The organism is Mesorhizobium sp. M6A.T.Ce.TU.016.01.1.1, assembly GCF_003997065.1.
GTDB classification, from domain to species: Bacteria; Pseudomonadota; Alphaproteobacteria; order Rhizobiales; family Rhizobiaceae; genus Mesorhizobium; species Mesorhizobium mediterraneum.
Genome location: NZ_RZTJ01000014.1, coordinates 19,314 through 32,149 on the forward strand (window position 1 = coordinate 19,314; position 12,836 = coordinate 32,149).

The window sequence follows — 12,836 nt, forward strand, 5'->3', positions numbered from 1 at the left end:
CCCGATCGGCACTTTGCCTTCGCCCTGGGGAAGGTCCAGCACCTAGTTTGCAGATGGCGCAAGTCGCCTCTCAGCACCTTCCTACTGCCTACTCGCACTGCCTCCGTGGGCCGCCGGAGTAAGGCTGGTAGCTGTTGTCTTCCGGCGAGCGGTAGCGGCTGAAGCAATATTGCACGTGGTCGGCGGGAAGCCAGGCGGCGCCGGCTTCCTGCGACGGAACGTAGCCATCCATTGGCAACGTGTCGCTCGCTTCGACATAGCTGGCGCCATCGTCGGGAGGCTGTGCGGTGCGGTCGGCAACGCCGGCATCGGAGTAAGAATTCAGGTTCCGCCAGGCATGCGGCGCAACTGCCTGGCGGGCACCGGCCACCAACGCCGCCTCAATGCCTCTTGAAATACTGCACCTCGCGTTCGTGCTTCTCGGCGGCCTCGCGGGTATCGAAGGTGCCGAGATTGCGGCGCTTACCGGTCTTTTCGTCTTTCTTGCGCGAATAGAGGCGGTATTTTCCGTCTTTGAGCTTTCTGATCATCTGTCACTCCCCGAGCCGCTGCTTCCCCTTGAGGTTGCGCGCGGCTTGTTCGATCGCCGCCCGGTCGTTGCCCAGCCTGTCGATCAGCTCCTGCGCCTGTTCGCCCGATATGCCGGTGCGTATCGCCAGGGCCTCCACCGTCAAGACGTCGGAGCTCGCGACCTCGCGGGTTTCCGGCAGGGCATCGCCTGCCGTCAACGGCAGGGCTGCCTCCCTGTCGATCTCGGCCTCGGCCCGGTGCCAGTGCCGCTCGGGATCGCCATGGATCCGGCCTTCACGTTCCCAGATCTGGTATGCGCGCTCACGAATCTTGTCTTCCCGGTCGTCGCCCATGTTGATTCCTCCTTTGGGTATCGGATGAACGCCGCGCCAACCCGAACGATCCAAGAAATCTGCGTGATCGTTGGGTGGGGTCGCACAAGGCGCCATGCACTGCGGCCGCCAGCCCGCCCTGCCTACTCGCACTGCCTGCGCGGGCCGCCGGAGTAAGGCTGATAGCTGTTGTCTTCCGGCCGATAGGAGCGATAGCGGCTGAAGCAATATTGCACGTGGTCGGGCGGAAGCCAGGCGGCGCCGGCTTCCTGCGACGGAACGTAACCATCCATTGGCAACGTGTCGCTCGCTTCGACATAGCTGGCGCCATCGTCGGGAGGCTGTGCGGTGCGGTCGGCAGCGCCCGCATCGAGATAGGGCGAGATGCAGGGGCGCTGCTCTCCGCTGTAGGACGTGTAGTGGTCGTCGCTTGGCCTGTAGGAGCGGTAGCGGCTTGCGCACCATTCTGCATGGCCGGCAGGCACCGCCTGCTGCTCGCCCGTCTGCTGCTCGTCCGCTTGCGGCTGGATAGAGCCGGTAACGATGGGCGCCGAAGCCGCGGCATCGGCAGGTGTCGAGCTGCGATCAACTGGGCGGGCGGGAAGTCGCTCAAGACGCTGCGAAGCAGCGTCCACCTTCCGCGGCTCCTTGGGCCACAGTTCGGCGACGCTGGACGTCGGGGCGACCTGCCGCACCGGCTCGGCGGCAAGAATCCAGAGGGCGAAGGCCAATCCGCTGGCAAAAACCGCCAGCGTCAGCACGAAGCCGCCAAGTAAGGCTGATAAAGCTTTCACCCTGCGCTCCTTTGCCCCTCATCTCTAAAATGCGAGGCATTGGATCCGGTTCCAACCAGGCCCAACGGCAGGAGCTTCGGCGCTCAGGGGAAAACCCTCCCCGTCTCGGCTTCGCCGAGCCACCTCTCCCCGCTTGACGGGGCGAGGAACCCAGGTTTCAAAGATCGCCGACAACCTCCCTATACGCCCTCACCTCGCCGTCCTGCCCGCGAATCCACCACGTCTCTCCGTCCTGCGCCTCGACATAGGACGGGCCGAGCGGCACCTTGCCTCCGCCGTCCGGCAGGTCCAGCACATAGACGGGGTTGCAGATGCCCGACAGCCGCGCGCGCAAGGCGCTGACCAACGCCTGTCCCTCGGCAATGGTGGTGCGCCGGTGCGCCATGCCGCGGGCGAGATCGCCGTGGTGCAGGTAATAGGGTTTGACGCCGAGGCGGTACATCAGCTCCCGGCACAGCTCCTCCAGCACCTCGACCGTGTCGTTGACGCCTTTCAGGAGAACGCTCTGGTTCAGCAGCACGAAGCCGCCCTGTCGCAACGTGCGGCAGGCCGCTTCGGCCGCCGTCGTGATCTCCCGCGCGTGGTTGAAATGGGTAACGATCGTGACCATCAGCCGGCCCTGCAGGGAGCGAACCAGCCCTGACGTGACGCGCGAGGGCAGAGCGACGGGCACGCGCGTGTGGATGCGTAACAGCCGCACATGCGGAACCGCCTCGATGCGGGCGCGGATTTCGGCCAGCGCCTTGTCCGGCAGGGACAGCGGATCGCCGCCGGTCAGGATCACCTCGCGGATTTCGGGATGAGCCTCGATATAGGCAAAGGCCGGCTCCAGCGCCTCGCGCGTATAACCACGGCCGATCGAGGTCAGCGATTCCTTGCGAAAGCAGAACCGGCAATAGACCGCGCATTGATAGGTCGGGAACAAAAGAACCCGGTCGGCATGGCGATGCGTCAATCTCGGCACCGGACTGAAGGCATGGTCGGCGATCGGATCGTCGAGCTCGCCTTCCTGCTCGGCCAGTTCTTCGGGCGACGGGATGACCTGCGCCCGGATGGGATCGGCGGGGTCGCTCCAGTCGATCAGGTCGAGATAGGCTTTTGGGATGCGTACCTTGTGGCGCGTGGCCGCGGCTTGGGCCGCCGCGCGCTCGGCTGGCGACAGTGGCAGCGAATCCAGATCGCGCACATGCCGCACGCCCGCGCGAACATCGTCCTGCCACGCGGCGTCGTCATCGGCCGGCATGCCGGCTGCATCGACAACCATGCTGGCGTCGGCGAGATGTGAGGTCATCGAGGGGCTCCTTGAATTCGGGGCTGGATACAGCATTGGAGCCGAGGCTTGAAGGGAATAAGCGGCGTTGCGATGGCACGGACGAAAAGGCCGCTCTCAGCTTCGGCGCCGCGACCCTGCTGCACCCTGCCCCATCAGCGCCCGCGTGATGTCCCAACGCGCCCGTCCGGCTTCATGATGATCTCGCGATGCGGATAGGGGATGTCTATGCCGTTTTCCCTAAAGGTGTCCCACAGCGCCAGCAGCACCCTTCCGCGCACGTTGGTCAGGCCTTGTTGAGGATCGTGGATCCAGAAGCGCAGGACGAAATTGAGCGAGGAGTCGCCGAAGTCCGTGAGCCAGCAGACCGGCCGCCGGCCCGCTTCGACCCGGCCGACGCTCGTGGCGGCCGCTATCGCCAGTTCACTGACCTTATGCGGGTCGGCGTCGTAAGAGACCCCGAAATTGACGTCGAGCCGCACAAGGTTATCGCTGAACGACCAGTTGATGACCCTTTGGGTGATGAAGTCTTCGTTCGGGATCAGGTATTCGCGGCCGTCGCGCGTCACCACCGAGACAAATCGCGCCCGCAGTTCGCGTACCCAGCCGAAGGTGCCTTCGAGCGAAATGGTGTCGCCCGGCTTGATCGACTTGTCGAGAAGGATGATCATGCCGGAGACGAAATTTGAAACGACCTTTTGCAGCCCGAAAGCCAGGCCGACGCCGACGGCGCCGGAGAATATCGTCAGAGCCGTCAGGTCGAGACCGACGGAAGACAGGGCGATGACACCCGCGACCAGCACAAGGCCGACCTTTGCGACCTTGCCGACGAGGACGCGGATCGAGGGTGTCAGCTCTTCGGAGATCCGGACACGCTCATCGATATATTTGCCGACGACCACCGCAAGCCAAACCGTGGCGATCAGCAACAGCGCCGCTTTCAGCACCATGAGCGCCGAAAGGCGAACCGCGCCCAAAGGTATTGCGAGGCTGTCCAGGAAAGCCGCGGTGTCGTCATCGATGCCCAGGATGACGAGGGCCGCATAGATCCAGGTGAGCCAGGCGAGAGCCCGCGCGACAAAGCGGTTGCGGATGATGCGCGACAGCACCGACGCGAACAGCCACGCGAGGGATAGCGAGAGCGCGATAGTGATGAAATGGCTCCGGCTTGGCCAGGTGACGGCGCGCATGAGAAAGAGCGCGGCAAGCAGGAAGACCGTGAACAGGATCCAGTCGGTGCGCCGCAACAGGGCAACCACGACCCTCAACAGTCCGGGATGGCCCTTTATCTGGCGTGCCCGGTTCTCCACGAGCGGTTCGATGCGCTGCGCCGCAAGCTTCGCGACGAGGAAGAGCACGACGATGATTGCGGCCTGATAGAAAAACCACGGCGTGACGGCGTAGTCGAACCATCGGCTGGCCCAGGCCAGCGATTCATCGATGGCGTTGCGAAAATCCATTCCCACACGACCGTTATGGACTGGCGAACAGCAACTCGCCATCCACAATGTCGCCGGCCTCCTGAATGGTCAAGCCGACCACCAAGACGCCTTCCAGGCCTCCGCTCTGCGCATCAGCCCTGCAAGTCCGGCGGCTCCTGCCAAAGCGTTCGGGACAGTCAGGTATAGCCGCTGCCATAGGTGTGGATGTCTCGGGCGTCAGTTCGGCACCCGGTTCGAGCGCACGGCCGATCAGAAACAACCGCTGGAAATCGCTAACTCATAACATTAGCTTGCGCTTACATTAGCTTGAGCGTATGTATCTAAATTGGCCGGTGATCTACCCCCCAACCGGTTAGGCTCGGCGCCAGTCCCCCCCTCAGGCCAACGACGCCGGGCCGCTCCGGGCTTGGTCCGGGAAGCCCTGCTTTAAGTGCCCCCCACTGTTCCTGTCGCGGCAGTTGAGAAAGTCGACCGATCGTCGGCCTTTTCGATATCGATCAAGGGGCCTCGCCCACCGGCGGTGAACACATCGACGATGTCCCCTCAGGTGTCGGCCTTCCCGTCGCCAGCCATGGTCGCTAATCTCGGCTCAGGGAAAGGCTGGAGAAGAGGAATGGCGAACGACTTGTCGCCAAGGCTTTTGGCGATCGTCGATGCGCTGCCTTTGCGGCAGGGCATGCGGGTGCTCGAGATCGGCTGCGGACCGGGTGCTGCGGCGCGCGAGATCGCACGCCGGATTGGCGACGGCCACGTGCTGGCGATCGACCGCTCGGCCAAGGCCATCGCGCAGGCCAGGGCCGCCTCGCGCGCCGAGATTGCAGCGGGCCGGCTGAGCCTTCGTCAGGTCGCTATCGAGGACTTCAACCTAGAGGCGGACGAGAAGCCCTTCGACATTGCCGTTGCGGTGCGCGTCGGCGCACTGGACGGGCGTCATCCCAAGGCAGGAAAAATCGCCCTGCAACGGCTTGAGGCCGCGTTGACGGCGCAAGGCCGGCTGTTCATCGACGGCGGCGATCCGCTGCGCGAAATTGTGATACGCGGCTGAGCAGCCGGTGGCTTTCTCTCCGGAATCGAGGGTTTGAGTGACGGTGAGCGGCAGCGTCGGGCCTGCGCCTCAGCTCCTCAGCCCCGGCGCTTCCTGCCCGGTGCGCTCGACATATTCCGTATAGCCGCCGCCATAGGTTTGAATGCCCTCGGGCGTCAGTTCCAGCACCCGGTTCGACAGCGCTGCCAGGAAATGCCGGTCGTGCGAGACGAACAGCATGGTGCCCTCATACTGCGAGAGCGCCGTGATCAGCATTTCTTTGGTGGCGATGTCGAGGTGGTTGGTCGGCTCGTCCAGCACCAGAAGGTTGGGCGGGTCGAACAGCATCAAGGCCATCACCAGCCGCGCCTTCTCGCCACCCGACAGCACCCGGCATTTCTTCTCGATCTCGTCACCGGAAAAGCCGAAGCAGCCGGCAAGCGCCCTGAGCGGCGCCTGGCCGGCCTGCGGAAACGCGTCCTCCAGCGTCTGGAACACGGTGCGTTCGCCCTCCAGCACTTCCATGGCGTGCTGGGCGAAATAGCCCATCTTGACGCTGGGCCCGCGCGCCACCGTGCCATTGTCCGGCTCGGAAGCACCGGCCACCAGCTTCAAGAGCGTCGACTTGCCGGCGCCGTTGATGCCCATCACGCACCAGCGCTCGCGGCGGCGCACCTGGAAATCCAGCCCCTCATAGATCGAGCGACTGCCATAGCTTTTGTGGATGTTCTTCAACGTCACCACGTCCTCGCCGCAGCGCGGCGCCGGCTGGAAATCGAACGACACCTTCTGGCGGCGCTTGGGCAGCTCGACGCGGTCGATCTTCTCCAGCTTCTTCACCCGGCTCTGCACCTGGGCGGCATGCGAAGCGCGCGCCTTGAAACGCTCGATGAAGGCGATCTCCTTGGCCAGCATCGCCTGCTGGCGCTCGAACTGCGCCTGCTGCTGCCGGTCGGCGATCGCCCGCTGCTGCTGGTAGAATTCATAGTTGCCGGAGTAAGCGGTCAGCGAGCCGCCATCGATCTCCACCACCTTGTTGACGATGCGGTTCATGAACTCGCGGTCGTGCGAAGTCATCAGCAGCGCGCCGTCGTAACCTTTCAGGAACTGCTCCAGCCAGATCAGGCTTTCCAGGTCGAGATGATTGCTCGGCTCGTCGAGCAGCATGGCGTCGGGCCGCATCAGCAGAATCCTGGCCAGCGCCACGCGCATTTTCCAGCCGCCGGAAAGCTTTCCGACGTCGCCGTCCATCATCTCCTGGCTGAAGCCGAGGCCGTCGAGCACCTCGCGGGCGCGGCCATCCAGCGCATAGCCGTCGAGCTCCTCGAACCGCGCCTGCAGGTCGCCATAGCGGGCGATGATGGCGTCCATTTCACCTGATCGCTCCGGGTCGCCCATGGCGGCTTCGAGCTCGCGCATCTCGGCTGCCACTTCGCTCACCGGCCCGGCGCCGTCCATCACTTCGGCGACAGCGCTACGGCCTTCCATGTCGCCGACATCCTGGCTGAAATAGCCAATAGTGACACCGCGATCGACCGAGACTTGGCCCTCGTCGGGCTGCTCCTCACCGTTGATCATGCGAAACAGCGTCGTCTTGCCGGCGCCGTTGGGGCCGACCAGCCCGACCTTCTCGCCCTTCTGCAGGGAGGCAGAGGCTTCGATGAAGACGATCTGCCGGCCGTTCTGCTTGCTGATGCTTTCCAGTCGAATCATACTTTTCACGCGTGCCCAAGGGATTTTCCCTGGCCCAATACGCGATAGGCCGCGCCTGCGGAAGCCCGCAAATCAATGGGAATACGTCGCCAGATAGATGCCGGCCAGATAGATGCCGGAACGATCCGCTGAGCGTTCGGATCGAGTTCGAACTGAATTAGCGGAACCTTGGATATCGCCGGCAGTTTAGAAAGATAGGCTCAAACACCGAAAGGAGGATGAGATGAAGACGCTAACCGCTATTTTGCTCGCCACCTCTATGATCGGCCTGACCGCCGGCACGGCAAGCGCCACTTGCCATGAGACGACCGCATCGATCGAAGCTCAATCAGGCATCGCAAAAGACGCAACGCGTGCGCCCCTCGAAACCGACGCGAATACCGGCAACAGGGTCGAGGGCGGCCCGGCCAGCAAGGACGCCAACACCATGCCGCTTGCCAACCAGGAAGGCGGTGGGGATAAAAACCTTGCCACTTCGCAGCAGGATGTCGAGGCGCAGCAGGAGGGCGAAAAGACGGCAGCGGCCAAAGCCGACCCCTGCAAGCCGGATTGACGCGGATTGAAAGACTGGCCGCAGACGCTGCGCTGGATGCCGTGGCACCAGCCGAAGCGCGATGTTACCCAATCCCTCCCGTCACCGCATAGGCGCCGGCGACGCGTCCGTCCTCAAGACGCACGACGGCGGTGACGATTGAGCCGTACGAGCCGCGCCAGACGCTGTGGATCGCCTGGTGCGTGGCAGCTGGTACGACCGCACGCCCGGTGAAGCGCGCGCCGGTCCGCTGCATGGCGACAGGCTCGCCGTTGACATGGATTTTCACGCTGGTCTCGGCTCCGGCCTCGCCATGCACATCAAGCGTGATTGTTATCTCGTCCTGGCCACCCGCATGCCGCGCCTCGGCGGCAAGCGTGATGGTCAGCGGCACATCATTGGTCGTGATGTCGCCATGCCGGGCGGCAAAGACATCGTCGGCCAATTCCGGCGTGCGCGGCGGGCGGGTGCGGCGCAGGCCGAAACGCTCGAAGTCGCCGGCCAGCCGAAGCAGCTTCGTATCCTCATAGGCCTTGCCGGCGAAGGTCAGCCCGACCGGCATGCCGATATCGGCCATCGTGCCCATCGGCACGGTGACGGTCGGAATACCCAGGTGGCGCGGCACAAGATTGCCGTTGGCGACCCAGGTGCCGTTGCGCCACGCAAGTGCCGCGGACGCCTCGTTGACATCCGCGTCGGCCGGCCCGACGTCGGCGACGGCGGGAAACACCACCGCATCGAGCCCTTGCGCGTCGAGCCAGTCCTCGAAGTCGATCTGCCGCGTCACCTCGAGGCCTTTCAGGCCGGCCTCCAGCTCGGGAATGGCCTCGAATGGTGTGGCACCGCGCTTGGCTCGCTCGACATACTCCGCCAGATCGAAACTGTCGTCATAGCGGTCCGGCAGCTTGCCCGGCGGCTGAGGAAAGATTTTTGCGCCGTCGACCGAGGCGAGATCGGGGATGGCGAGGTCGGCATTGGCGCGCAGGAAATCGTCCCAGGCGAAGACGCACAGGTCCCATATCTCGCGCTCGGCGAATTCTACCGGAACCAGCCCGCGATCGACCATGTTTTTTGTGCCCGGCCGGTCGCGCTCGTAGTTGGAGACGACGGGAAAATCGACCTCCACCACATCCGCGCCGAGCCGTCGCAAATCCGCTGCCGCCTGCTCCCACAGCTCCAGCACCGACGCGCGGGTCTGGATCGGAACGTCAGCCTCTATATCGCGGCCGATATACATGCGGGGCACGCCGAGCCGCACGCCTTGCAGCGCCCCGTCCAGTCTGAGCCCGGTATAGCGTGGCGGCCGCACGGCCGAACTCTTCGGCAACGCCACCCAGGGCTGCGCACGCCAGAAATCGCCCCTGGTGTTCGGGTCGTCGGCGACGATCACGTCGAGCAGTTCCAGCATATCCGGCACACTGCGCGTATGCGGCACCACCACGTCCATCGTCGGCACCAGCGGCCAGTTGCCACGCACGGAAATGACGCCACGCGACGGCGTGTAGGCGACCAGCGCGTTGTTCGACGCCGGCGCGCGGCCGGACGACCATGTCTCCTCGCCAAGCCCGAAGGCAGCGAAGCTGGCGGCGGTCGCGGTTCCGGAACCGTTCGATGAGCCGGACGCGAAGGCGGCGGTCAGGTAATCGGCGTTGTAGGGGCTTTCCGCCCGGCCGTAGACGCCGCGCTGCATGCCGCCATTGGCCATCGGCGGCATGTTGGTCAGCCCGATCAGCACCGCGCCGCCGGCCCTCAGTCTTCCGATGGTAAAGGCGTCCTCGTTGGCGGTGAGGTGCTCGAAAGCGGGCGAGCCGGCGGCCACCGACAAGCCCGCCACCTTATAGCTGTCCTTGGCGGTGTAGGGGATGCCGTCCAGCGGCCCGAGCGTCGCGCCGTCCCGGCGGCGCCGGTCGGACGCGGCCGCCTCTTCGAACATCTTTGGATTGAGCACGGGAACGGCGTTGAGGGTGATGCCATGCCGGTCGTAGTGCGCAATTCTGCGCAGGCAGGCGCCGACCAGCTCGACGCTGGTGACGGTGCCGGCCTCCAGCGCCCGCCGCAACTGTTCGATCGACGCCTCGACGAAGTGGAGATTCGTCATGTTCGGTCCCTACACCCTGGGCGACGATGGGGCCTTGGGCCGATTTTGTACAGGTCGCGTTTGCCCTCGAAACTAATCTGCGCGGAGGAGCTTACGGCGATCACTCCGGCGCGCCCGGAAACAGCGCTACCGCGTCACCGCCGCCTGCCGGCCAGTCCCGGATGGTGCGGTCGTAGCCGCCGGTCAGCACCGTGCCGTCGGCGGCGAATGCCACCGCGTAGACCGGGCCGGACCGGCTGTCGAACAGGGCGGTCTCGTTGCCGGTTTCCACGTCCCACAGCCGTGCCGTGCCGTCGAGCGAACCGGAGAGCAGCCGCTTGCCGTCGGTCGACAGCGCCAGCGCATAGACCGTACCCGAATGACCATCGAGGCGGCGGACTTCGCGACCGACGTCGAGATCCCAGAGCTTGATCGTATAGTCGCCGCTGCCGGTGATCAGATGGCGCCCGTCGGCCATGAACACCACGCCATAGGGGCCACGCTCGTGCCCGTGCCAGCTGCGCAGCTGCTTGCCCGTGTCGATGTCCCATAGCTTCAGCGTGCCCTCGATACTGCCGCTGATCGCGCGTGTGCCATCGGGCGAGACGGCGATCCCGCTGATCGACCAGTCGTGCCCCGGCATCACATGCAGCACCGAGCCTTTCTCGATATCCCAGACGATGACCCTGCCGGTGTCGTGCCCGCTGACCGCACGTTTGCCGTCGGGACTGATCGCGAGCTTGTTGACGCCACCGTTCTGGCCTGACGAGAATACATGCAGCACAGCGCCATCGGAGAGCTGGCGCAGCACGATCTCGCCATCGTCGCCGGCCGTCAGCGCCCGCGCCCCATCGGGCAGGAAAAGCGCTGTCCGCGCCATGTCCTTGTGGACGCCGAGAGTGCGGATCAGGCGCTTGCCGTCGATATCCCAGAGCTTGATCGTGCGGTCGGTGCTGGCGCTCAGGATCGAGTGCCCGTCAGGCGCAACTGCCAGCCAGACGACGGGCTCGCGGTGGCCATCCGCCTGCGTCGGCTGCGGCGGCGGAGCCTGGGGCAGCGGCGCAACAGTCTGCGGTGGCGGGGCTGGAGCAGCCTCCGGCGGTGAGGCGGGTGGGGCAAGCGCGACCTCGGATGGCGAGGCAGGAGCCGGCGGCTGTACCGGTTCCGCGCTGGCGACGTCTTCGCCCTTCGGCGTGTTCGGCGCGGGTTGCTCGGCGGTCAGGCTTTTGCCGGCGTCCTGTGGCTGTCGCAACCAGGGGCCGAGTTGGTCGGCCACCAAAGCGAGTACGGCAAGGAACGGAATGACGACGAAGATCTTCCGCAGGCGTGATCGTCCGGCGGGTTGCGTTTCGGCACCCCTGCCGAACAGCGGCACCTTCGGATCTTGCGTCGATCGGCCCGGCAACAGGCCGGCCCAGAACAGCAGGGCTGCAAGGGCTGAGCAAACGCCCGCCGCGCCGACCAAAGCCAGGCGCACGGACGCGAAGCCTTCGCCGGCGCCCTCGCCGCCCAGCGCGAAATACACACGTGTGAAACAGAGCAAGCCGATCGCCAGCAGCAGCACCGCAAGCAGCCTGTCGACAAACCTGTTCATCGGGCTCCCCTCGGGCCGCTATCCGCTTCGCCCGCAATGATGCCGGTCAGCGCCGGGCTTGTCGATGTCCTTCTGATAGTAGCCAATCTCCCCCACAGGGAGATTGGCTCTCCCCCCTCACCGCAACTCCACCCACACCGGCGCGTGGTCGCTGGCGCCGGTCTCGCCGCGCACGTCGCGGTCGATCTCTGCCCCGGTCAGCCGACGCGCCAGCTTCTTCGACAGCAGGATGTGGTCGAGGCGCATGCCGGCATTGCGCGGCCAGCGGTTGCGGCGGTAATCCCAGAATGTGTAGAGCGTGTCGCTGGGGTGCTTCTTGCGCAACGCATCTAACCAGCCCTGGTCGAGCAGCGCCGCGAACGCGGCCCGGCTTTCCGGCTGCACCAGCGCATTGTCGTCATAGGAGCGGGTCGGGTAGATGTCGCGCGGTTCGGGCACGATGTTGTAGTCGCCGGCCAGCACCACCGGCAGGCCGGTGTCGAACAGTTCCGCCGCATGCGCGTTCAGGCGCTCGTGCCAGGCCAGCTTATAGGTGAACTTCGGACCGGGCTGCGGGTTGCCGTTCGGCGCATAGAGGCAGGCGACGACGATACCGTTGACCGCCGCCTCGATGTAGCGCGCCTGCCGGTCGCTGTCGTCGCCAGGCAGCGCCTCGCGGGTCAGCACCGGCTCTGAGCTCCGCGCGAGTATGGCAACGCCGTTCCAGGTCGGCTGACCCGTCCACACCGCGCCATAGCCTGCCGCGGCGAGTGCTGTGCGCGGAAACTGCGTCTCCCTTGCCTTCAGCTCCTGCAAGCAGACGATGTCGGGCTTGGCGATAGTCAACCAGGCCAGCAGGTTTTGCAGCCGGCTGTTGATGTTGTTGATGTTGAAGGTGGCGATCTTCATCGGGCGAAAGTTAGAGCCGGCTCGCCCACGCCTTCACCGCATCAGTCATCGTCTTCAGATGATCGGCAGTGGAGAAGCCGGAGATGTTCTTGCGCGGCTTGAGGTCGTGGTCGCCGTCTTCCAGCCACAGCATCTCGATGCGGTCGGAAAGATCGTAGGTCGCGACCTCGTCCGGCGTCCCGAATTCGTCGCGCGTGCCCTGGACTATCAACGTTGGCGTCTTCAGCGCGGCCAGATGCTTCGTGCGCAGCTGCGTCGGCTTGGCCGGCGGATGGAAGGGATAGCCCAGACAAAGCAGCCCTGAAATATCGCCCTTTGAAAACATCTCGTCGGCGATCATCGAGGCGACGCGTCCGCCCATCGACTTGCCGCCGATGATGAGCGGCCCCTTCACGCCCTTCGCCCCGAGGTCGGCGATCGCCTTGATGTATTCGGGGTTCACCGTCTCGGCCCGCGGCGGCGGCTTGCGGTGGCCGTAGCGGCGGGCGGCCATGTAGTGGAATTCGAAGCGCGCAACGCGGAAGCCGGCGTCTGCCAGTGCTTTGGCGGTGGCGGTCATCGAGGCCGAGTCCATCGACGCGCCGGCGCCGTGCGCAAGCAGGATGGTGACCGGGGCGTTGTCGTCGCCGTCGAAGAGGAAGGTGGTCGTCACAAGGTGCC

Annotated in this window: 12 protein-coding genes and 1 pseudogene; 2 read left to right on the top strand and 11 right to left on the bottom strand. The window is 65.1% G+C overall.

The window, feature by feature from the left end:
- Positions 1–88: 88 nt before the first annotated feature.
- The 6 genes and pseudogenes from EOC94_RS22645 to EOC94_RS22670 all read right to left on the bottom strand — a co-directional run.
- Positions 89–181, bottom strand: a pseudogene (locus EOC94_RS22645) (BA14K family protein); the annotation flags it as partial.
- Between the two features lie 199 nt (positions 182–380).
- Positions 381–530 carry a hypothetical protein gene (locus EOC94_RS22650; protein ID WP_023677295.1) on the bottom strand — a complete coding sequence of 50 codons (150 nt, stop codon included), beginning with the start codon at positions 528–530 and terminating at the stop codon, positions 381–383.
- 3 nt (positions 531–533) lie between these two features.
- Entirely contained in the window at positions 534–863 is a 330-nt protein-coding gene (locus tag EOC94_RS22655; RefSeq protein WP_095482729.1) for a DUF2934 domain-containing protein, read from the bottom strand.
- Positions 864–985: 122 nt separating this feature from the next.
- Positions 986–1,636, bottom strand: coding sequence for a BA14K family protein (locus EOC94_RS22660; protein WP_127293590.1), 651 nt, complete (start codon positions 1,634–1,636; stop codon positions 986–988).
- Between the two features lie 157 nt (positions 1,637–1,793).
- The gene (locus tag EOC94_RS22665; protein ID WP_127293756.1) at positions 1,794–2,900 is read right to left on the bottom strand and encodes a KamA family radical SAM protein; all 1,107 of its coding nucleotides are present in this window, start codon (positions 2,898–2,900) and stop codon (positions 1,794–1,796) included.
- 161 nt (positions 2,901–3,061) lie between these two features.
- Positions 3,062–4,366 carry a mechanosensitive ion channel domain-containing protein gene (locus EOC94_RS22670; protein ID WP_127293592.1) on the bottom strand — a complete coding sequence of 435 codons (1,305 nt, stop codon included), beginning with the start codon at positions 4,364–4,366 and terminating at the stop codon, positions 3,062–3,064.
- A gap of 595 nt (positions 4,367–4,961) precedes the next feature.
- Here EOC94_RS22670 and EOC94_RS22675 point away from each other — a divergent pair.
- Entirely contained in the window at positions 4,962–5,393 is a 432-nt protein-coding gene (locus EOC94_RS22675; protein WP_126105722.1) for a methyltransferase domain-containing protein, read from the top strand.
- 69 nt (positions 5,394–5,462) lie between these two features.
- Here EOC94_RS22675 and EOC94_RS22680 read toward each other — a convergent pair whose 3' ends face one another.
- Positions 5,463–7,085, bottom strand: coding sequence for an ABC-F family ATP-binding cassette domain-containing protein (locus EOC94_RS22680; RefSeq protein WP_126105721.1), 1,623 nt, complete (start codon positions 7,083–7,085; stop codon positions 5,463–5,465).
- Between the two features lie 223 nt (positions 7,086–7,308).
- On the opposite strand from EOC94_RS22680, the gene EOC94_RS22685 reads away from it, so the two are divergent.
- Positions 7,309–7,638: a hypothetical protein gene (locus EOC94_RS22685; RefSeq protein WP_126105720.1), complete on the top strand. Its 330-nt coding sequence runs from the start codon at positions 7,309–7,311 to the stop codon at positions 7,636–7,638.
- A gap of 64 nt (positions 7,639–7,702) precedes the next feature.
- Here EOC94_RS22685 and EOC94_RS22690 read toward each other — a convergent pair whose 3' ends face one another.
- From EOC94_RS22690 to EOC94_RS22705, 4 genes are all read right to left on the bottom strand, one after another.
- Positions 7,703–9,715, bottom strand: coding sequence for an amidase (locus EOC94_RS22690; protein WP_127293594.1), 2,013 nt, complete (start codon positions 9,713–9,715; stop codon positions 7,703–7,705).
- A 100-nt stretch (positions 9,716–9,815) separates the two neighbouring features.
- A complete protein-coding gene (locus EOC94_RS22695) occupies positions 9,816–11,288 on the bottom strand; it encodes a WD40 repeat domain-containing protein (RefSeq protein ID WP_127293596.1) in 1,473 nt (490 codons plus the stop codon).
- 117 nt (positions 11,289–11,405) lie between these two features.
- On the bottom strand, positions 11,406–12,176 hold the full coding sequence (locus tag EOC94_RS22700; protein WP_127293598.1) for an exodeoxyribonuclease III: 771 nt from the start codon (positions 12,174–12,176) through the stop codon (positions 11,406–11,408).
- A 10-nt stretch (positions 12,177–12,186) separates the two neighbouring features.
- On the bottom strand, positions 12,187–12,828 hold the full coding sequence (locus tag EOC94_RS22705) for an alpha/beta fold hydrolase (protein WP_127293600.1): 642 nt from the start codon (positions 12,826–12,828) through the stop codon (positions 12,187–12,189).
- Between the last annotated feature and the right edge of the window lie 8 nt (positions 12,829–12,836).